Here is a 19,819-nt window from a genome sequence, read left to right as displayed (position 1 = left end):
AAAAACCGCCCGGACCATGCGAGGTTCGGACGGTCTCACGTTCGATGGTGCCCCATGTTGGATTCGAACCAACGGCCTTCTGCTCCGGAGGCAGACGCTCTAATCCCCTGAGCTAATAGGGCCAACGTCTGGCATTATACCCAAGTACACCACGGGCTATCAAAATAAAAGAAAAAGCTTTGCAATTCCGAGGAAGACGCGGCTCAACGGCCCACTTTAGAAGGCAAAAGCGAGTCAGATAGTATAAACTCTCATGCACCATATGTACACGGCTCGCGATGCGGGCCGTTTTTGCAAGGGTTATCCATCGAGGTGAGAGGCACACCATGATTGCAATTTTAAAAGAGAGCGCCAGCGACGAGGCCGTCAGCCATATCGTCAGCTGGATTGAGAAAAAGGGCCTGAAGACCGATGTCTCGCGCGGCGAGAATGAGACGATCATCGGCCTGGTGGGCGATACGACCAAGATCGACCCATTCCTGCTCGAGTCCATGGATGTCGTCGAGCGCGTGCAGCGCGTTTCCGAGCCGTTCAAGCGCGCCAACCGCAAGTTCCACCCCGAGGACTCCGTCATCGACTGCGGCCACGGCGTCAAGATCGGCGGCGATCAGTTCCAGGTCATCGCCGGCCCGTGCTCCGTCGAGGGCGAGAACCTCATCCGCATCGCCCGCCGCGTGAAGGCCGCCGGTGCCACGATGCTGCGCGGCGGTGCCTACAAGCCCCGCACTTCCCCGTACGCCTACCAGGGCATGGGCCCCGCCGGTCTGGACCTGCTGTGCGAGGCGTCTGCCGAGCTCGACATGCCGATCGTCACCGAGATCATGGACCCGCGCGACGTGCAGGTCTTCCTGGACAAGAAGATCGACGTCATGCAGATCGGCGCCCGCAACGCCCAGAACTTCCCTCTGCTCAAAGAGGTCGGCAAGACCAAGACTCCGATCTTGCTTAAGCGCGGCATGTCCGGCACGATCGATGAGCTGCTCATGGCCGCCGAGTACATCATGAGCGAGGGCAACGACAACGTCATCCTGTGCGAGCGCGGCATCCGCACCTTCGAGACCCGCACCCGCAACACCTTCGACCTCAATGCCGTGCCGGTGCTGCACCACCTGTCGCACCTGCCCGTCGTCGCCGACCCCAGCCACGCCACCGGCTACACCCGCTACGTTGAGCCCATGGCGCTCGCCGCGACCGCCTGCGGTGCCAACGGCCTAGAGATCGAGGTCCACGACGAGCCCAGCCGCGCATGGTCCGACGGCGCTCAGGCCCTCACCCCCGATCAGTTCGACGACACCATGCGCCGCATCCGAGCCATTCGCGAGGTTGTCTGCCATGAGACCATGGAGTAGCCCATGGGTACAGTGAGAAACGCGCGCGTTAACCAGGGCGGCCCCAAGTGCGCCGGCATCGTCGGCCTGGGCCTCATCGGCGGCAGCTTTGCCCGCGGCTATGCGCAGGCGGGCGTCCGCGTGCTGGCCTGGGACCCCGATGACGATGTCATGACGGCCGCCAGCATGGGCACTGTCGCCGGAGAGCTTAACGACAAGACGCTCGGCGAATGCGACATCATCGTCCTTGCCTGCTATCCCGAGGCATGCATCGAGTGGCTCGAGGCGCACGCCCAGGCGCTCGCCGACGCCACCGACACCGAGGCCATCATGGGCCCCGTGGTGATCGACACGGTGGGCGTCAAGGGCATCGTGTGCGAGCGCGCCTTTGAGCTAGCCCGCGAGCACGGCTTTTACTTTGTGGGCGCGCACCCCATGGCGGGCACGCAGTACTCGGGCTATGCGCACTCCCGCGCCGACCTGTTCCAGGGCGCCCCGCTCGTGCTCGTACCGCCCGCGGTGGACGATGCGCTCAAACTGGAGCTTTTGGGCCAGGTGCGCGAGATGGTACGCCCCTTGGGCTTTGGCAAGTTCAGCGTGACCAGCGCCGCCGAGCACGACCGCGTCATCGCCTTTACGAGCCAGCTCGCGCACGTCGTCTCCAACGCCTATGTTAAGAGCCCGACCACTCAGGTCCACCACGGCTTTTCGGCCGGTAGCTACCGCGATCTCACCCGCGTGGCGCACCTCAACCCGCAAATGTGGTCCGAGCTCATGATCGACGACGCCGACGCGCTCGCCTTCGAGATCGACCATCTGATCGAATCGCTTGGCGCCTACAGCCGCGCGCTCAAGGACCGCGACCAGCGCTATCTGGAGAATCTCCTTGCCGAGGGCGACCGCATTAAGCGCGCACTCGACGACGAGGCCTCCCACTAGACCACCCATCACGCCAGGTCGAAAGGACCGAAGCTTATGGCGATTACCATCGATATCGACACTGCACGCCCCTACCAGGTGCATGTTGGCACGTTTTTGCTGGAGCAGGCGGGGCCGCTCGTGCGCGCCACCGCCGGCGGCACCAAGGCCGTCATCGTGACGGACACCAACGTGGGCCCGCTCTACCAGATGCCCGTTAAGCAGAGCCTGGAGGCGTCAGGCTACGAGGTGAGCATCTGCACCTTCGAGGCCGGCGAGGCCCATAAGCGCGCTGAGACCTACGTTGCCATTTTGGAGTTTGTGGCCGAGCGCGAGCTTTCGCGCTCCGACGTGATCGTGGCACTCGGCGGCGGTGTCGTGGGCGACATGGCGGGCTTTGTGGCCGCCACCTACATGCGCGGCTGCAAGTTTGTGCAGATCCCGACGAGCCTGCTCGCCATGGTGGATTCGTCGGTGGGCGGCAAGACCGCCATAGACCTGGCTGCCGGCAAGAACCTGGCCGGCGCCTTTTGGCAGCCGAGCGTGGTTATCGCCGACGTGGGGTGCCTGGCCACCCTCACGCCCGAGCAGTTCGCCGATGGCTGCGGCGAGGTCGTCAAGCACGCCGTGATCGCCGACCCGGAGCTTTTCGCCGAACTGGAGAAGACCCCGCTCACGCTGGAGCTGCTCAACCGCGATGTGGCCCGCGTAGCGCTCATCATCGCCCGCAATATCGACATCAAGCGCGCCGTGGTCGTCGCCGACGAGCGCGAAACCAACCAGCGTAAGCTCCTCAATTTTGGACATAGCGCCGGGCACGCCGTCGAGGCCTGCGAGCACTTTGAGCTCGGACACGGCAACTGCGTTTCAATCGGCATGGGCATCATCACGCGCGCCGCGGCCCTGCACGGCATCTGCGACGCCGAGCTGCCGGGCCGCATCGAGGAGCTCTGCGCACGCCACGGTCTCAAGACCCGCTGCGAGCTTTCGGCCGACGCCGTCTTTGCCGAAGCACTGCACGATAAAAAGCGCGCCGGTGACACGATTGACCTGGTAATTCCGCACGGCATTGGCCGTTGCAGCATCGACCGCACGCCGCTTTCCACCTTCCACGATTTAATTGCCGAGGGCCTCGGCCAGAAGGGAGACGCTTCCGCATGCTAGCCCGCATCACCCCGTCCCCGCTCAAGGGCACCGTTCCCGCCATCGCGTCCAAGTCGATGGCGCATCGCCTCATCATCTGCGCTGCGCTTACCAACGGCGAGACACACGTCACCTGCAATACCACCTGCGCCGACATCGAGGCTACGGTGCGTTGCCTTACGGCCCTGGGTGCTCGCATCGAGACCGTCGAGGACGGCTTCCAGGTCCACCCCACCATGAAGAGTGTTGAGTTTGGCCTGCTCAAGGCCCTTGCCGGCGGCACGCTTGACTGCGGCGAAAGTGGATCCACGCTCCGCTTTATGCTGCCTGTCGCCTGCGCGCTGGGTGCGGATGCCACCTTCGTAGGCCAGGGCCGCCTGGGCGCCCGCCCGCTCTCCCCGCTCTCGGACGAGATCATCGCCGCCGGCTGCGACCTACAGGGTCTGGGCGGTTTTCCGCTCAAGACGAGCGGACGCATGCGCCCGGGCACCTTTGTGCTTCCGGGCAACGTGAGCTCGCAGTATATCTCCGGCCTGCTGCTGGCAGCCCCGCTGCTGGCCCAGCCCTCCTGCGTGCAGGTAACCGGCCTCATTGAGAGCCGCCCCTACATCAACCTGACGATCCAGGCCATGAAGGCCTTTGGCGTCGAGGTCAACGTCGAGCGTATTCCGGCCAAGGACGGCCAGCCCGAGGTCACGAACTTCCGCGTGAGCAGCGGCTCGTACCGCACGCCCGGCAGCGTAGCCGTCGAGGGCGACTGGTCCAACGCCGCCTTTTGGCTGTGCGCCGGCGCCATCGGCACCGACCCCATCACCGTCGAGGGCGTGTCGCTGAGCTCCGCACAGGGCGACCGCAACGTGCTTGCCGCGCTTTCGCGCTTTGGTGCCCGCATCGTGCGCTCCACCAACGCCGCCACCGTGCAGTCCGACAAGCTCGCCGGCTTTGAGATGAGCGCCCACGACATTCCCGACCTGGTACCCGTTATCTCGGCCGTGGCCTCGCTGGCTCAGGGCCGCACGTTCATCCGTGACTGTGCGCGCCTGCGCATCAAGGAATCTGACCGTCTGGTCACCACCACCCGCGAGCTCTCCGCGCTGGGCGCACAGGTGCGCATCGCCGGTGACGACCTCATCATCAAGGGTGTCGATGCCTTCACCGGCGGCGAGGTCGATTCGCACAACGACCACCGCATCGCCATGATGGCCGCCATCGCTGCGAGCCGTGCCACCGGCGAGGTCGTGATCCACGGCGCCGAGGCCGTCAACAAGTCCTATCCCGATTTCTTCGACCACTACCGCCTGCTGGGCGGCAAAATCACACTCGAGGAGGAATAGCATGTCCTCGACCTTTGGCAACGTCTTGCACTTAAGCATCTTCGGCCAATCGCACTCCCCCGCTATCGGCTGCTCGCTCGATGGCATCCCGGCGGGCATCGCCGTGGACCAGGAGGAGCTGCAGGCCTTCCTCGACCGTCGCGCCCCCGGACGCGACGAGACCGCGACCAAACGACGCGAGGCTGACGCAGCCCACATCATCGCCGGTGTTGTCGATGGACATACCACCGGCGCGCCCATCGCCGCGATTATCGAGAACACCAACACGCGCTCCAAGGATTACTCCGAGCTGCGCCGCAAACCCCGCCCCGGGCACGCAGATTTCCCTGCGCGCGTGAAGTATCACAACATGCACGACGTCGCCGGCGGCGGACACTTCTCCGGTCGTCTGACGGCTCCCTTGTGCATCGCCGGCGGCATTGCGCTGCAGGCACTTGAGGCCCACGGCATTCAGGTCATGGCGCACGTCGCGCAAATCGGCGGCATCTCCGACCTGCCGATGGACGATATGGTCTATCGCGAGGCCGACCGCAAGGCGATCCTTACGAACGATCTGCCGTGCATTGACGCCGCCGCAGCCGGCCGCATGCGCGAGGAGATCCTAGCCGCGCGCGACGAACTCGACAGCATCGGCGGCATCGTGGAGTGCGGCATTTACGGGCTTCCCGCGGGCATCGGCGACCCCATGTTCGACGGTATCGAGAACCGCATCGCACAGATCGCCTTTGGCATCCCCGCCGTAAAGGGCGTGGAGTTTGGCATGGGCTTTGCCGTCGCCGCCATGCGCGGCAGCGAGAACAACGATCCGTATCGCATCGATGCAGAGTCGGGCGAGATCGAGGTTGAATCCAACAACGCCGGCGGCATCCTGGGCGGTATTTCGACCGGCGCGCCCGTCATGTGGCGCATGGCCGTAAAGCCGACGCCCTCAATTGGCCGCGAGCAACAGACTGTAGACATGGACGCCATGGAAAATGCCGAGCTCTCGGTCCACGGCCGCCACGATCCCTGCATCGTCCCCCGAGCCGTCCCCGTAGCCGAAGCAGCCGCCGCCCTCGCGATTTGGGACGCTCTCCTCGAGGACGCAGGCCAGCTCTAACCCGACTCACCTGAGTTGCCCGTCAACTCTGCCATTACGCGAAAGGGGTCCCCATGGACCTTGCTGACATCCGCCGGGCCATCGACGGCATCGATACCACGCTCCTCAACAGCTTTGTCGAGCGTATGGACATTGCCACCGAGGTCGCCAAGTCAAAAATCGAGATGGGCAAGGCCGTCTTCGACCCCGCCCGCGAGCGCTCCAAGCTCAATAACCTCGCCAGCCGCGCGCCCGAGCGCTACGAGGCGCAGACCATCACCCTGTTCCGTCTCCTCATGAGCATGAGCAAGGCCGAGCAGCAGCGCTACATCAACGAGCTCAAGGGCATCACGGTGTCGCAAAAAGCCCATGCCACGGCCGCAGCCTTTGACACGCCCTTCCCCCAGACGGCCACCGTCGCCTGCCAGGGCGTCGAGGGCGCCTACAGCCAGATTGCCGCGTGCAAGCTCTTTGACGTGCCCGATATCGCCTTCTTTGAGACCTTCGAGGGCGTTATGCGCGCCGTACGCGACGGCTTTTGCGAATTTGGCGTGCTGCCCATCGAAAACTCAACTGCCGGATCGGTCAACGCCGTCTACGACCTGCTCGCCCAGTTCGATTTCCACATCGTGCGTTCACTGCGCCTTAAGATCGATCACAACCTGCTCGTCAAGCCCGGCACTAAGCTCGCCGACGTGCGCGAGGTCTACAGCCACGGCCAAGCCATTGCCCAGTGTGCCGGCTTTATCGAGTCCCACGACCTGCACGCCACCAAGTACCCAAACACGGCCATGTCGGCCGAGATGGTCGCCAACTCCGAGCGCACCGACGTCGCCGCCATCGCCTCGCGCAGCTGTGCCACGCTGTATGGCCTCGAGGTGCTGGAGCCCAATATCCAAGACTCGGACAACAACTACACGCGCTTTGTCGTCATCAGCCGCGAGCCGCGCGTCTACCCCGGCGCTAATCGCACCTCGCTCATGATCACCACGGCCAACGAGCCGGGCGCCCTCTATCGCGTGCTCGAGCGCTTCTACGCACTCAACATCAACCTCATCAAGCTCGAGAGCCGCCCCATCCCCGGCCGCGACTTTGAGTTTATGTTCTACTTTGATCTGGACTGCCCCTTTGGCAGCAAGGCCCTCGACGACCTGCTCGATTCCATCGACGACGTGTGCGAGAGCTTCACCTACTTTGGCAGCTACACGGAGGTGCTCTAGATGACCGATACCGCCGCAACCCGCCCCTACGGTGTGCTGGGCCGCGTGCTGGGCCACAGCTACACCCCGACCATCTACAAAGAGCTGGCGGGGCTTGAGTACGTGCGTTTTGAGCGCGAGCCCGAGGATCTTGAGGCTTTTATGACGGGCGACGAATGGGAGGGCACCAACGTGACCATCCCCTACAAGCGCGCCGTCATGGAATACCTGGACGAGCTGAGCCCGCTCGCCGAGCGCATGGGCAACGTCAACACCATCACGCGCCTGCCCGACGGCCGCCTGCACGGCGATAATACTGACTACTTCGGTTTCCAGTGCCTGGTCGAGGAGTTGGGCGTTGAGGTTGCCGGCAAGAAGGCCCTCGTGCTCGGTGCCACCGGCGGCGCCGGCACCACGGCAAGTATGGTGCTGGGAGACATGGGCGCCATCGTCGTACCCGTGGGTCGCACGAGCGAGGTCAACTACGACAATATCGCGCAGCAGTCCGACGCCTCCCTACTCGTCAACTGCACGCCCGCCGGCATGTTCCCCCATTGCCCCGACGCGCCTTGCACGCTCGAAGGCCTCGATGCGCTCGAGGGCGTCATCGACATTGTCTACAACCCCGCCCGCACGGGCCTGATGCTCGAGGCCGAGTGCCGCGGCATCCCCTGCATCGGCGGCCTGCTTATGCTTGTTGCCCAGGCGGCACAAGCTGTCGAGCGCTATACCGGCAAAGCCACCCCGCGCGAGAGGATCCTGGACGTAACGGAGCGCCTGTCACGCCGCGAACAGAACATCGCGCTGATCGGCATGCCGGGCTCGGGCAAGACCCGCGTGGGCGAGCAGATCGCCCAGCTCACGGGCCGCGAGCACATCGATCTCGATCGCGCCCTCGAGGAGCGCCTGGGCATGCCCTGCGCCGACTTTATCATCAAGTGCGGCGAGGCGGCCTTCCGCGAGCAGGAGACGGCAGCGCTGGCCGACATCTCCAAGCGCAGCGGCTTGGTGCTCTCCACCGGCGGCGGCGTGGTTACGCGCGACGAGAACTACCCTCTGCTGCACCAAAACAGCCAAATCGTGATGCTCAACCGCAAGCTCGACGAGCTCGCCCACAAGGGCCGCCCCATCACCGCGCGCGACGGCATCGACAAGCTGGCCGAGCAGCGTATGCCGCGCTACCGCGCCTGGGCCGACTACATCATCGACTCACGCGACTGCGCCGCCAACACCGTCCATGCCCTCCTCGACACCCTCCCACCCGCTCTCTAACCAAAACCACCACAAAGGGGGCAGGCACCTTTGTGGTGGTTTTTCAACTGCAAAGGAAGCAACCATGAAAGCACTCGTCATTAACGGCCCCAACCTCAACATGCTCGGCATTCGCGAGCCAGGCATCTACGGCAGCGACAACTACGATCGCTTAGTGCAGATCTGCCAGGAAGCGGGTGCCGCACAGGGCTTCGACGAGGTCGAGGTCTTCCAGTCTAACCACGAGGGCAGCATCGTCGACAAGATCCAGGAGGCTTACGGAAAGGTCGACGGCATCGTCATCAACCCGGCCGCCTACACGCACACAAGCGTGGCCATCCTGGACGCGCTCAAAGCCGTCGCCATCCCGGCTGTGGAGGTCCACATTAGCGCAGTCGAGACCCGCGAAGACTTCCGCCAGGTGAGCTACGCCCGTCTGGCCTGCTTCGCCACCATCACCGGAGAGGGCCTGAAGGGCTACGCCCACGCGTTGGAGCTGCTGAAAGAGCATCTCGAAAAGTAAAATGCCAACCCCAACAAACAGCAGCGGCTTGCTCGCGCTCGGCTCCAGCAACACACAAGATGAAAAAAGCCCAGACCACCAAGCGGTCTGGGCTTAATAAACGATGGTGCTCCATGGCGGATTCGAACCGTCGACCTTGGGATTAGAAGTCCCCTGCTCTATCCAACTGAGCTAATGGAGCAAATAACCGCACGCCCAAGCAAGCACAAGCCTGTCAGGCGCAAGTAATTATAACCTAGTTGAACTGCTCGCGGTACGCCTTGCAGACCTCATCGACCGGGCCGTCCATGCGAAGGTCACCCTTCTCAATCCAAACGGCACGCTGGCAGATGCGCTCAACCTGCTCCATAGAGTGCGAAACGAACAGAACCGTCACGTCGCCGCTCTGGATAAAGTGCTGGATGCGGGCCTCACACTTTTGCTGGAAGAACACATCACCGACGGACAGCGTCTCGTCAACGATCAGAATATCGGGCTCGGTAATCGTCGCGATTGCAAAGGCGATACGCGCCACCATGCCCGAAGAGAAGTTCTTAAGCGGCATATCGACAAAGTTCTGCAGCTCAGCGAACTCGATAATGCCGTCAAAGTTGGCGTCGATGAACTCCTTGGTATAGCCGAGCAGGGCGCCGTTCAGATAGATGTTCTCGCGGGCGGTCAGCTCGGGGTCAAAGCCGGCGCCAAGCTCAATCAGCGGTGCGATGTTACCGTGCACCTTAACGCTGCCCTCGCTAGGCTCAAGAACGCCAGCGATAATCTTGAGCATCGTAGACTTGCCGGAGCCATTGGTGCCGACCAGACCCACAACCTCGCCGCGATGAATATCAAACGAGATGTGCTTAAGCGCCCTAAACTCCTCAAAGAACAGCTCGTGCTTGGCAAGCTTAATGAAGTACTCCTTGAGGTTGGTCAGCGACTCGGACGCCATGTTAAAGATCATGGTGACGTCGTCGACCTCGACAGCCAGAGGCTGCTCGCTGTAATCAACAACAGATTCAGTCATCACAGCACTCCTTAGATGTAGAGGATAAATTTGCGCTCGGACTTATGGAACACGGTATAGCCAATAATAAGCGCAAGAACCGCCCAAGCGACGCACATACCAAACGTCATAAGCGAGGGTGTAGTCTGGAACAGGAAGATATCGCGCATAAACTGCAGGTAGTTGAACATGGGGTTCGCATACATCAAGATACGCACGAGATGCGGCATTTGCGCAATATAGTCAGTCGTCCAGAAGATGGGCGTAATGTAAGTCCACGCCGTAATGACGACGCTCCACAGATGCATAACGTCGCGGAAGAAGACCGTAAGGGCAGAGAGCATCATGCCCAGGCCCATGCAGAAGCACATAAGCAGCAGCAGGCAAACCGGCAACAGAATCAGGTGCCAAGAAGGCATAACGCGGAACCACAGCATGACGATGGCGACGGCGACCAGCGAGAAGGCAAAGTTGACCAGCGAGAAGAGCACCTTCTGCACCGGGAAAACCCAGCGGTGCACCTTAACCTTCTTGAGCAGAGGGGCAGCGCCCACGATCGACGTCAGGGCCTGGTTAGTAGACTCAGACATGACGGCAAAGGTGATGTTACCCACGATCAAGTACAGCGGGTACATCTCGGGCGTCATTGAGCCATTGCGGCCCTGGCCAAAAATCGTCGAGAACACGATGGCCATGACGATCATCATCAGCAGCGGGTTGAGCACCGACCATGCGACGCCCAGAACGCTACGGCGATACTTGATCTTAAAATCCTTGGTAACCAGCTGACGAAGGATAAACGCGTCCTTCTCAAATTCGTTCTTAGCAAACGTCGCAGGCAGACTGCGAGTTTCTTGTTGCTTTGTCTGATCCGACACGGATGCAACTCCTTTACTCGTAATCGTTGACAAACGAACAGTATAGACCCGACGGCCATGCAAACGATTCGCGCAACAAAACTGGAGAACTAACCCACATCTTAGGATGCCAGGCCCAAACGGCTATACTTTCTAGGATTGAATGTATAAGGAGCATTAAGTGAATTCTGAATCCATCGCCGTCATCATCCCTTGCTACAACGAAGCGCTCACGATCGGCAAAGTCATCGACGACTTTCACCGCGAGCTTCCGCAGGCGACGGTCTATGTCTATGACAACAACTCGTCGGACGATACCTCACGCATTGCCACCGAGCACGGCGCCACAGTCCGCTTTGAGCCCCGTCAGGGAAAGGGCAACGTGTGCCGCCAGATGTTTCGCGATATCGACGCCGATTGCTACCTGATGGTCGACGGAGACGACACCTACCCCGCCGAGGCGGCCAAGGCCCTCTGCGAGCCCATCCTTAACGGCACGGCCGACATGACCGTAGGCGATCGCCTTTCCAACGGCACCTACGCCGAGGAGAACAAGCGTGCCTTCCACGGCTTTGGCAATAATCTGGTCCGCGCCATGATCAAGTGGATCTATGGCTACAGCTTCGATGACGTCATGACAGGCTACCGCGCCATGAGCCGCCCGTTCGTTAAAACCTTCCCAGTGCTTTCCGAGGGCTTTCAGATCGAAACCGAGCTCTCGATCCACGCCGTCGACCACCGCTGGCGCATCAAAGATGTGCCCATCGAGTACCGCGACCGTCCCGAGGGTTCCGAGTCCAAACTCAACACCGTGAGCGACGGCATTAAAGTCGTTGCGATGATCGGCACGCTGTTCAAGGACTACCGCCCGCTGAAGTTCTTCAGCCTCGTTGCGCTTCTGTTCGCGGTATTCGGCCTCGCCCTGGGCATGCCCATCGTTGTCGAATATTTCCAGACCGGCCTCGTCCCGCGCTTCCCCACCGCTATGCTCGCCGCCTCGTTTATGTTCCTGTGCGGCCTGAGCCTTGCGACCGGCTTCATCCTAGATTCTGTAGCAAAGGTCGAAAAAAAGCAGTGGGAGGTCAACGTGTACAGCAAATACGCCTACGACGACCAGCCCGGCCACCCTACTTCCATGCCAAGCGAGAGGTAGATCTTCCGCAAAATACTATTGGCACCACTGCGCAGATAGCCACCAACAAGAAAAGCCGCCGTTAAAGAACGGCGGCTTTTACTCTCGAAAAGTTAATAGCGGCTAGAGCGTCTTGATGTACTCCCCCAGCTCTTCCTCCCAGTCGGGCATGTGGAAGCCGGCAGCCTCGAGCTTGGACAGGTCGAGCGCGGAGTGGACCGGGCGCGGGGCGACGGGGCCCTCGGCGCTCGCGTAGTAGTCGGCGGTCGATACCGGCACGACCCTGTCCCCGTTGCCGTTGGCGGCCTCGAAGACGGCGCGGGCGATATCGGCCCAGGACTTGACGGTGCCGGAGCCGGTGCAGTCGTAGGTGCCGTAGGGGGCGTGCGTCCCCAGCACGTGGAAGATGGCCTCGGCCATGTCGCGCGTGAAGGTCAGGCGGCCCAGCTGGTCGTCAACGACCGTGACCTGCTCGAGCCCGTCCTCGGGGTCGGCGACGCGGTCGGACAGGCCCTTCATCGTCTTGACGAAGTTGCGGCCCTCGCCGATGACCCAGCTGGAGCGCATGATGTAGTGGCGCGGGCACCCGGCCACGGCGATGTCGCCGGCGGCCTTGGTCTGGCCGTAGACGGACAGCGGGCTGAGGGGCTCGTCCTCGTCATGCACCTCGGCGGTGCCGTCGAAGACGTAGTCGCTGGACACGTGGACGAGGGTGATCCCGTGATCAGAGCATGTGCGGGCGAGGAGGGCGGGGCCGGTCGCGTTGGCCTTCCAGGCGGTCGCGCGGCCCTCGGCGGTCTCCGCCCTATCCACGGCGGTGTAGGCGCCGCAGTTGATCACGGTGCCGTAGAGCGACCAGTCGTACTGTGCGTAGGCGTCCGGGTCTGACATATCGAAGGTGTCGATGTCGCAGAAGTCGAAGTCCTTGGCGACGCCGCGCTCCTCCGCCAGCCTGCGCACAGCATGGCCCAGCTGGCCGTTGCAGCCGGTGACGAGCGTCCTCTTGGGCGCCATTGGGACGACGTCCCTGAGCATCGGGTGGTTGAGGTCGGCCTCGGAGACGGTGGCCTCATCGAGCGGGATCGGCCACTCGATGGCGAGCTCGGGGTCGGCGAGGTTCACGAAGGTGTAGGTCTTCTTGAGCTCGAGGGACCAGTGGACGTCCACCAGGTAGGTGTAGGCGGTGCCGTCCTCCAGGGCCTGGAAGGAGTTGCCCACGCCGCGCGGGACGTAGATGGCCTTGGACGGGTCGAGCGTGCAGGTGAACACCTTCCCGTAGGTCTCGCTGCCCTCGCGCAGGTCCACCCAGGCGCCGAAGACGCTGCCGCGCGCCACGGAGATGAACTTGTCCCAGGGCTCGGCGTGGATGCCGCGGGTGACGCCGCGGCTGTCGTTGTAGGAGATGTTGTTCTGGACGACCCTGAGGTCCGGGATGCCCAGGGCGGTCATCTTGGCGCGCTGCCAGTTCTCCTTGAACCAGCCGCGCGAGTCGCCGTGGACGGCGAGGTCGACGACCTTGAGGCCCTCGATGCCGGTCTCGGCGACGGAGAGGTCCTTCTCGAATGCGATGTCTGCCATGTGGGAAAAGCTCCTATCGAAGAGGTTGTATAACCGGGGGCGCCCGCGCGGGGACGCAGGATCATCCCCATGCCCTGCATCCCCGCGCGGGCGCCCCGCGGTGCGGTTCGCCGGGGTCCGGCCTACTGCCCCTGGGCGCGGTAGCGCGCCTCGGTGGCCTCCTTGGCCGGGCGCCACCAGGACTCGTTGGCGACGTACCAGTCGATGGTGGCCCTGAGCCCCCCGGCGAAGTCGGTGTGGGCCGGCCTCCAGCCCAGCTCGCGCCGGAGCTTCGTGCTGTCGATGGCGTAGCGGCGGTCGTGTCCGGGGCGGTCTGCGACCCAGTCGAAGTCCTCGGGGTCGCGCCCCATGGCCTCGAGGATCATGCGCAGCACGGTGATGTTGTTCCTCTCCCCGTCGGCTCCGATGAGGTAGGTCTCCCCCATGCGGCCCTTGGTGAGGATGTCCCAGACGGCGCTGGAGTGGTCCTCGGTGTGGATCCAGTCGCGGACGTTCTCGCCGCGGCCGTAGAGCTTGGGGCGCACGCCGTCGACGATGTTGGTGATCTGCCTGGGGATGAACTTCTCCACGTGCTGGTAGGGGCCGTAGTTGTTGGAGCAGTTGGAGATCGTGGTGCGAAGCCCGTAGGTGCGGGTCCACGCTCGGACGAGCATGTCGGAGGAAGCCTTGGTCGAGCTGTACGGAGAGGACGGCTTATAGGGCGTCTCCTCAGTGAACTTGGCGGGGTCGTCGAGCGCCAGGTCGCCGTAGACCTCGTCGGTGGAGACGTGATGGTAGCGGACGCCGTACTTGCGGACGGCCTCCAGGAGGCGGAAGGTGCCCTCGACGTTGGTGCGCAGGAAGGGCTCGGGGTCGGCGATGGAGTTGTCGTTGTGGGACTCGGCGGCGTAGTGCACGATGGCGTCGTGGCCCGGGACGATGCGGTCCAGGAGCTCCGCGTCGCAGATGTCGCCCACGACGAGCTCCACGCGGTCGGAGGGCAGGCCCGCGATGTTCTCGGGGTTGCCGGCGTAGGTCAGCTTGTCCAGGACGGTGACGTGCACCTCGGGGTGGTTGTTGACCACGTAGTGCACGAAGTTGCTGCCGATGAAGCCGCAGCCGCCCGTGACGATGATATTCTTGGGTTCGAAAATCTCAGACATGAAAATCCAATCTGAAGCATGTACAGCTTCTTTAGTATGCCGCAGGAAGTGACGCCGCGACGCTATTCAACAAAACTATCGGACATTTCGGCATGCGATAAGAGCCATAACCTTCGCAGAATTACCTCCTGTACAAAACGCCTCCGAAATGCAGTCTTTGTCGTAGTGAAAAACCGAATCCCCAGTTATTTCACGTAAGTACTTATAGAAGAAATCCTCCCAGCTTTTAAACTTCTCACTGTTTACAAAGGCTTCTGGGGTTTCCAAAACCGTCTTAACATCTAGCCCTGAAATTACGCCGGAGCTCAGCAGAAGCCATTCGAACGACTCGGGAAGACAAACCGTAACAGTATCGCGGTGAATGTCTTGCAGCTTAAGGACGCGGTCCGCATAGCACCCAAATGCCGCCCCGTCCGCGACAACAAACACGCGATCGTCGAGATGCTGATCCAACCAGCCCAAAATCGCGCTGTTCGTCATGGCCGAAGTACAGGTAAGCTCACTGTCAGCAAAATGCCGTTTAAAGAACTGGAAACCAGACTTACTGTCCTCGCATAGAAGGATAGAAAAGTCCTGTTTTGGCGCCGACCGGGAAATAGCATAACGATGATTCCCGCGATCTTGATAAACAGGGACGAAAGAATGGTATTTTCCGCTCGTCTTAATCTTGTAAATCTCATCCACGCTATACGGAAGATTGGGGAAATCAGCCCTTGAGATCAGCACGAAATAATTCGAGGAATACAGCACATGATGGGCAAACTCATCAGAATGGATCTCTTTTAAGCCCTCATCGACAAATACAATCGAGTCATGAACGGACGAAAGCTGGTTTCGCCAATCATAATCGGTCAGGGCGACACAGGGACAATCGCATTGCAAGGAAACACCCGACTGCTCGCCCGTTCGCATGTAGTCTGCGACCATGTCAAACAGTGTCGTCTTACCCGTGCCACTATCCCCACGCACAATAGTAATGTTCCGTTTAATGGTAAATGTGTACTTGGTTCCCCTGCGGCGGGAAATCTTAACGAGATGCGAACCGTTCATAAGCAGCACCTACAGATACGGAATCGACTCGTGAATCAAATCGGCCATGTTGTGAACGATTCGGCCGCTATTCACGACTTTAATTTTAAAATCCTCGCGACCAAAGTCCATCACATGATAGAGATTCACAACGAGCTTGCGGTCTTTCGCCATGTCGAGAATCCACTTGGCACAGTTGTCACCACAGGTAGAAGCGTTAAAAATATGCTTACGATCAAATCTCATAAGCAGCAGCGTTTTCACGCCACCAGAAAGCTGGAGTGGGGAGATGGATCCAAGCACAGGGCTTTCGATGACGTTTTCGGAGACAACAACCGATCGATCGACATCTTTAATTATCGAGACTGCATAGGGATCCGTAATCCAAGAAGACCGGTAAGAGTTTTTGAAATATGTCGCTGTGTTGTAAATCGCTTCTGGCATATCGCCAAAGTAGACGCTTAACACATCCACTCCCAATCATATTGTCTTTATGGTCAACGTAATCATAACGAAAGGGGCCACCAGATAAACGGTGACCCCTAAAAGAAAACAAGCTTGCGCTAGTACTCGCGTGGGCTATTGACGATCTCGCCGGCGGCGACCTTCTTCAGGTGCTGCCCGTAGACCGACTTGCCGTAGGCCTTGGCGGCCTCCTCCAGCTCGGCGGTCGTGATCCAGCCGTTCTCCCAGGCAATCTCCTCGGGGACCGAGACCGGCAGGTCCTGGGAGTGCTCCACGGCGCGGACGAACTCCGCGGCCTCGTGCAGGCTCTCCATGGTGCCGGTGTCCAGCCACGCGTAGCCGCGGCCGAGGGTGACCACGGACAGCGTCCCCTCCTCCAGGTACATCTGGTTGAGCGTGGTGATCTCCAGCTCGCCGCGGGCCGACGGCTTAACCTCATGCGCCTTGGCGGCGACGTCGCCCGGGTAGAAGTACAGGCCGGTGACGGCGTAGGAGCTCTTGGGGCGCTCGGGCTTCTCCTCGATGGAGACGGCCCTGCCCTCGCCGTCGAACTCCACGACGCCGAAGCGCTCGGGGTCGTCCACGTGGTAGCCGAAGACCGTGGCGCGGCCCGACTGCGTGTTCTCGACGGCCTTCTTCAGGTGGCGGCTGAGGCCGTTGCCGTAGAAGATGTTGTCGCCGAGCACCAGCGCGCAAGGCTCGCCGGCGATGAACTCCTCGCCGATGGTGAAGGCCTGGGCCAGGCCGTCGGGGCTCGGCTGCTCGGCGTAGGAGAGGTTGACGCCGTAGCGCGAGCCGTCACCGAGCAGGCGCTCGAAGTTGGGCAGGTCGGTCGGCGTGGAGATGACCAGGATGTCCCGGATGCCCGCCAGCATGAGGGTGGACAGCGGGTAATAGATCATGGGCTTGTCGTAGACCGGCAGCAGCTGCTTGGAGGTCACGAGCGTGAGCGGGTATAGGCGGGTGCCGGACCCGCCGGCGAGGATGATGCCTTTCATAAAAATCCTCTCGATTGACAATCGTTGAGCAAAAGCCGCTGATTACAGATGCATAGTTAATTAAATTATACGCACCGGCAGCAACCTCCCCGTCTTCTTATTTAAATCGGACAGCAGAAACACGCAACTCTTTCTGCATTTCTAGCGAGGCAACAAATGAAAAAGTACAATGAGCAGTGTCCAACAAACGAAAGGCAAACAATGCGAGTCGAAACAACCGGAGTATGCAGAGGAAACTGGAAAATCTACCAGCAGCTTAAGATTGAAGGCATCCATAAAGGCTCCAGCGTAACAGCCCAGGCGGCTACAGACGATAACCGCCGCTCACCTTTATCCCTCCTAAAATTCCGGGACAATAGTTGTGACTCGAACTCATACGTCCTTGTAGTCCCCGATCCCGATGCTCGCACCATCAAAATTGAGTTTAGCGAAATCGGCCAAGACGGTCGCACCCTGAGCAGCGACTCCCTTTCGCTCAATTGCAAGAACATCAAATGGGAGTCGCGCCTTAACTACAAAATTAAACCTGACATGTGCAGCAAACTCCGAAACTACGATGACGTTTCAGAGTTTGACATGGCAACGATTGATTTCTGGCAGTGCATCGAAGATTCAAGCGACTATATCCTTAGGTGCACGGTGAGAACTCCTTATCGTAGCGACTCGCAAATCAAACTTCGTTGTTTCGATCGAACCCTTAATGAAGTTAATTTGAGCATCGTCAATTTCGGCTCGAATGTAACAAGCGTTGGATTTACGTCTGAGAAAAAGCAGCTTGAAACGCAGCTCTCAATTCGAATGCCAAAGGCGTTCGATCGTTACTACTTTATTATTGACGATCAAAATCACCCATCATTCAGTGCATTCGACTGCTTAACACCCGATAAGCTAGGCTTGCTTCTTGAGGAGACCAACTTTCTCTTTACCCATGCGCAGTTTGACCCTGAATACCCCGAATGGTTCACGGATCATAAGGCAACTATCGGCGCTCTGGAGAAGCAGAGAAAAATCGTCTTCAACAGCGCTCCGAAGTTCAGCATTATTGTCCCTCTATACAACACACCCATTTCGTTCTTTAACGATATGGCCGAATCCGTAAAAAACCAGTCTTATGCAAACTGGGAGCTCATCCTAGTAAATGCAAGTCCTGACAATCAGGAACTAAAGGCTCGCGTTGAGCAGGAGACGGCCCACGACAACAGAATTAAATCAATTAACCTTACCGAGAATAAGGGCATTTCCGAAAACACAAACGCCGGCGTTGCCATCGCTTCGGGTGATTTCGTTAGCTTCTTTGACCATGACGATATTCTTGAACCGGACTTGTTGTTCTCATATGCCGAGGCAATTGAAAACAATGATGACGTCGATCTTCTTTATTGTGATGAAGATAAACTCATGCCCGATGGAATGCTAGCGCAGCCGTTCTTTAAGCCGGATTTCAATATCGATCTGCTCAGAAACAATAACTATATCTGCCATATGCTTACCATCCGTAAGTCTCTGCTTGACACTCTAGAACCGAACACGAAAGAGTTCGATGGAGCACAGGATCATAATCTGACTCTCCACGCCGTGGAAAAGGCAAGGAAAGTTCATCATGTTGCAAAGGTTCTATATCACTGGCGCCTAAGCGAGACCTCCACCGCAGCAAATGCCGATAGCAAGCCGTATGCCACTATCGCAGGTATCAAAGCGGTCCAGAGTCATTTGGACAGGCTTGGGCTCAATGCGAAGGTCGAACAAGCGCGTCGTCCCTTTACATATAAAGTAACCTACGCTGTGCCAGATTCCCATCCACTCGTGTCAATTATCATTCCAACTAAAGACCACGCCAACATTCTGGACAACTGCATTAAGTCAATTGTTGAGAAATCAACGTACGACAATTTCGAGCTTGTCATAATCGAAAACAACAGCACAGAAAAGGAGACGTTCGATTATTACGATAAGTTGCAAGCAAAATATCCTGACATCGTTCGTCTTGTAACTTGGAAGCACGAATTCAATTTCTCCAAGCTCATGAACTTTGGCGTTGCTCACGCCAAGGGCGACTATCTCTTGCTGTTGAATAACGATACTGAGGTAATTACGCCCAATTGGATTGAGACTATGCTTGGCATCTGCGCACGTGAGGATGTTGGCGCAGTTGGTGCAAAACTCTACTATCCCGACAACACCATCCAGCACGCGGGCTTATGCGTCACTGGTGGCGTGGCAGGACATCTTTGCCAAAGCATGCCAAGGGATAACTGGGGCTACTTTGCACTCAACGATGCACAACAAGACTTCAGCGCCGTCACCGCAGCTTGCATAATGACCAAGCGTGATGAATATGAGAAAGTCGGAGGTTTCACGGAAGAGCTTCAAGTTGCATTTAATGACGTTGACTTTTGCTTAAAGCTACGCGAGATCAACGACCTAATTGTATACACACCCGAAGTCGAGCTCTATCACTACGAGTCGATTTCTAGAGGCGTTGAAAACAATACGGAGAAGCAGATTCGCTTCCACAAAGAGGTCGCGTACATGAATTATCGATGGGCTAAGTATTACGTCAAAGGCGATCCTTATATGAATCCAAACTTCACCGTCGGGGAACCCGCGAATCGTTATTATCATTTATAGATAATGAGTATTTACTCATTTGGGCGCTGTTGAATATCGCGAAACTGCGCCGTCGATATCGCGCTTGGGCACCGGGCCCGACATGGGCTCCGGTGCCGTTTTGCTACCTGCGGTCCGCCCCGCGGCACGGCCTCATGTTGGCCTCTCGCATGCCAACCCAGCGCTCGGTCAAAGTCTCTGCTTGGCTTGGAAAAGGGTACCGTCAAGATTCTTTCGCAAATTGATCGAGGCGGC

17 protein-coding genes and 2 tRNA genes are annotated in these 19,819 nt (G+C 59.5%); 10 read left to right on the top strand and 9 right to left on the bottom strand.

Annotated elements, in window-relative coordinates:
* Positions 1–45: 45 nt before the first annotated feature.
* Positions 46–122, bottom strand: a tRNA-Arg gene (locus DWY03_RS07215).
* A 204-nt stretch (positions 123–326) separates the two neighbouring features.
* Here DWY03_RS07215 and aroF point away from each other — a divergent pair.
* The 8 genes from aroF to aroQ all read left to right on the top strand — a co-directional run bounded on the left by aroF (position 327) and on the right by aroQ (position 8,774).
* On the top strand, positions 327–1,349 hold the full coding sequence (gene aroF, locus DWY03_RS07210) for a 3-deoxy-7-phosphoheptulonate synthase (protein WP_117840306.1): 1,023 nt from the start codon (positions 327–329) through the stop codon (positions 1,347–1,349).
* 3 nt (positions 1,350–1,352) lie between these two features.
* Positions 1,353–2,267, top strand: coding sequence for a prephenate dehydrogenase/arogenate dehydrogenase family protein (locus tag DWY03_RS07205; RefSeq protein ID WP_117840305.1), 915 nt, complete (start codon positions 1,353–1,355; stop codon positions 2,265–2,267).
* A 36-nt stretch (positions 2,268–2,303) separates the two neighbouring features.
* Positions 2,304–3,410, top strand: coding sequence for a 3-dehydroquinate synthase (gene aroB, locus DWY03_RS07200; RefSeq protein WP_117654842.1), 1,107 nt, complete (start codon positions 2,304–2,306; stop codon positions 3,408–3,410).
* Positions 3,404–4,723 carry a 3-phosphoshikimate 1-carboxyvinyltransferase gene (gene aroA, locus DWY03_RS07195; RefSeq protein ID WP_117840304.1) on the top strand — a complete coding sequence of 440 codons (1,320 nt, stop codon included), beginning with the start codon at positions 3,404–3,406 and terminating at the stop codon, positions 4,721–4,723. The genes aroB and aroA overlap by 7 nt, the downstream gene beginning before the upstream one ends.
* A gap of 1 nt (position 4,724) precedes the next feature.
* The gene (gene aroC / locus DWY03_RS07190) at positions 4,725–5,822 is read left to right on the top strand and encodes a chorismate synthase (protein ID WP_117840303.1); all 1,098 of its coding nucleotides are present in this window, start codon (positions 4,725–4,727) and stop codon (positions 5,820–5,822) included.
* A 53-nt stretch (positions 5,823–5,875) separates the two neighbouring features.
* Positions 5,876–7,021, top strand: a complete 1,146-nt coding sequence (gene pheA / locus DWY03_RS07185) for a prephenate dehydratase (protein ID WP_117840302.1) — start codon at positions 5,876–5,878, stop codon at positions 7,019–7,021.
* Positions 7,022–8,272, top strand: a complete 1,251-nt coding sequence (locus tag DWY03_RS07180) for a shikimate kinase (RefSeq protein ID WP_117840301.1) — start codon at positions 7,022–7,024, stop codon at positions 8,270–8,272. It abuts the gene before it with no gap.
* Positions 8,273–8,336: 64 nt separating this feature from the next.
* Complete coding sequence (gene aroQ, locus DWY03_RS07175) at positions 8,337–8,774, top strand: type II 3-dehydroquinate dehydratase (protein WP_099431841.1); 438 nt, start codon at positions 8,337–8,339, stop codon at positions 8,772–8,774.
* 104 nt (positions 8,775–8,878) lie between these two features.
* Here aroQ and DWY03_RS07170 read toward each other — a convergent pair.
* From DWY03_RS07170 to DWY03_RS07160, 3 genes are all read right to left on the bottom strand, one after another.
* Positions 8,879–8,955: transfer RNA gene (locus tag DWY03_RS07170), tRNA-Arg, on the bottom strand.
* A 54-nt stretch (positions 8,956–9,009) separates the two neighbouring features.
* Positions 9,010–9,777: an ABC transporter ATP-binding protein gene (locus DWY03_RS07165; RefSeq protein ID WP_006236046.1), complete on the bottom strand. Its 768-nt coding sequence runs from the start codon at positions 9,775–9,777 to the stop codon at positions 9,010–9,012.
* Positions 9,778–9,788: 11 nt separating this feature from the next.
* Positions 9,789–10,634 (bottom strand): ABC transporter permease, encoded by an 846-nt coding sequence (locus DWY03_RS07160; RefSeq protein WP_022094778.1) that lies wholly within the window; start codon positions 10,632–10,634, stop codon positions 9,789–9,791.
* A gap of 160 nt (positions 10,635–10,794) precedes the next feature.
* Here DWY03_RS07160 and DWY03_RS07155 point away from each other — a divergent pair, with 160 nt between their 5' ends.
* On the top strand, positions 10,795–11,766 hold the full coding sequence (locus DWY03_RS07155) for a glycosyltransferase family 2 protein (protein ID WP_052044190.1): 972 nt from the start codon (positions 10,795–10,797) through the stop codon (positions 11,764–11,766).
* A gap of 102 nt (positions 11,767–11,868) precedes the next feature.
* Here DWY03_RS07155 and DWY03_RS07150 read toward each other — a convergent pair whose 3' ends face one another.
* The 5 genes from DWY03_RS07150 to rfbA form a co-directional block, all read right to left on the bottom strand.
* Positions 11,869–13,323: a sugar nucleotide-binding protein gene (locus DWY03_RS07150; RefSeq protein ID WP_117840300.1), complete on the bottom strand. Its 1,455-nt coding sequence runs from the start codon at positions 13,321–13,323 to the stop codon at positions 11,869–11,871.
* A gap of 122 nt (positions 13,324–13,445) precedes the next feature.
* Complete coding sequence (rfbB, locus tag DWY03_RS07145) at positions 13,446–14,465, bottom strand: dTDP-glucose 4,6-dehydratase (protein WP_117840299.1); 1,020 nt, start codon at positions 14,463–14,465, stop codon at positions 13,446–13,448.
* A 75-nt stretch (positions 14,466–14,540) separates the two neighbouring features.
* Entirely contained in the window at positions 14,541–15,515 is a 975-nt protein-coding gene (locus DWY03_RS07140) for a hypothetical protein (protein ID WP_117840298.1), read from the bottom strand.
* A 9-nt stretch (positions 15,516–15,524) separates the two neighbouring features.
* The gene (locus tag DWY03_RS07135; protein WP_022094783.1) at positions 15,525–15,962 is read right to left on the bottom strand and encodes a DUF4869 domain-containing protein; all 438 of its coding nucleotides are present in this window, start codon (positions 15,960–15,962) and stop codon (positions 15,525–15,527) included.
* Between the two features lie 95 nt (positions 15,963–16,057).
* The gene (gene rfbA, locus DWY03_RS07130) at positions 16,058–16,957 is read right to left on the bottom strand and encodes a glucose-1-phosphate thymidylyltransferase RfbA (protein ID WP_117840297.1); all 900 of its coding nucleotides are present in this window, start codon (positions 16,955–16,957) and stop codon (positions 16,058–16,060) included.
* Between the two features lie 156 nt (positions 16,958–17,113).
* Between rfbA and DWY03_RS07125 the strand changes: the two genes are divergently transcribed.
* Positions 17,114–19,585 (top strand): glycosyltransferase, encoded by a 2,472-nt coding sequence (locus DWY03_RS07125; protein WP_117840296.1) that lies wholly within the window; start codon positions 17,114–17,116, stop codon positions 19,583–19,585.
* Positions 19,586–19,819 lie beyond the last annotated feature (234 nt).

Origin of the sequence: Collinsella sp. AF23-2 (genome assembly GCF_003459245.1) — a bacterium.
In the GTDB taxonomy this organism is placed as follows: Bacteria; Actinomycetota; Coriobacteriia; order Coriobacteriales; family Coriobacteriaceae; genus Collinsella.
Note: the sequence above shows the minus strand (reverse complement) of the source record. Positions and strands in the feature narration are given on the sequence as shown.

Excerpts from the sequence above, each read along its gene's own strand:
- aroF (WP_117840306.1), top strand. The coding sequence starts at position 327 with ATGATTGCAATTTTAAAAGAGAGCGCCAGCGACGAGGCCGTCAGCCAT.
- DWY03_RS07205 (WP_117840305.1), top strand. The coding sequence starts at position 1,353 with ATGGGTACAGTGAGAAACGCGCGCGTTAACCAGGGCGGCCCCAAGTGC.
- aroB (WP_117654842.1), top strand. The coding sequence starts at position 2,304 with ATGGCGATTACCATCGATATCGACACTGCACGCCCCTACCAGGTGCAT.
- aroA (WP_117840304.1), top strand. The coding sequence starts at position 3,404 with ATGCTAGCCCGCATCACCCCGTCCCCGCTCAAGGGCACCGTTCCCGCC.
- aroC (WP_117840303.1), top strand. The coding sequence starts at position 4,725 with ATGTCCTCGACCTTTGGCAACGTCTTGCACTTAAGCATCTTCGGCCAA.
- pheA (WP_117840302.1), top strand. The coding sequence starts at position 5,876 with ATGGACCTTGCTGACATCCGCCGGGCCATCGACGGCATCGATACCACG.
- DWY03_RS07180 (WP_117840301.1), top strand. The coding sequence starts at position 7,022 with ATGACCGATACCGCCGCAACCCGCCCCTACGGTGTGCTGGGCCGCGTG.
- aroQ (WP_099431841.1), top strand. The coding sequence starts at position 8,337 with ATGAAAGCACTCGTCATTAACGGCCCCAACCTCAACATGCTCGGCATT.
- DWY03_RS07165 (WP_006236046.1), bottom strand. The coding sequence starts at position 9,777 with ATGACTGAATCTGTTGTTGATTACAGCGAGCAGCCTCTGGCTGTCGAG.
- DWY03_RS07150 (WP_117840300.1), bottom strand. The coding sequence starts at position 13,323 with ATGGCAGACATCGCATTCGAGAAGGACCTCTCCGTCGCCGAGACCGGC.
- rfbB (WP_117840299.1), bottom strand. The coding sequence starts at position 14,465 with ATGTCTGAGATTTTCGAACCCAAGAATATCATCGTCACGGGCGGCTGC.
- DWY03_RS07140 (WP_117840298.1), bottom strand. The coding sequence starts at position 15,515 with ATGAACGGTTCGCATCTCGTTAAGATTTCCCGCCGCAGGGGAACCAAG.
- rfbA (WP_117840297.1), bottom strand. The coding sequence starts at position 16,957 with ATGAAAGGCATCATCCTCGCCGGCGGGTCCGGCACCCGCCTATACCCG.
- DWY03_RS07125 (WP_117840296.1), top strand. The coding sequence starts at position 17,114 with ATGAAAAAGTACAATGAGCAGTGTCCAACAAACGAAAGGCAAACAATG.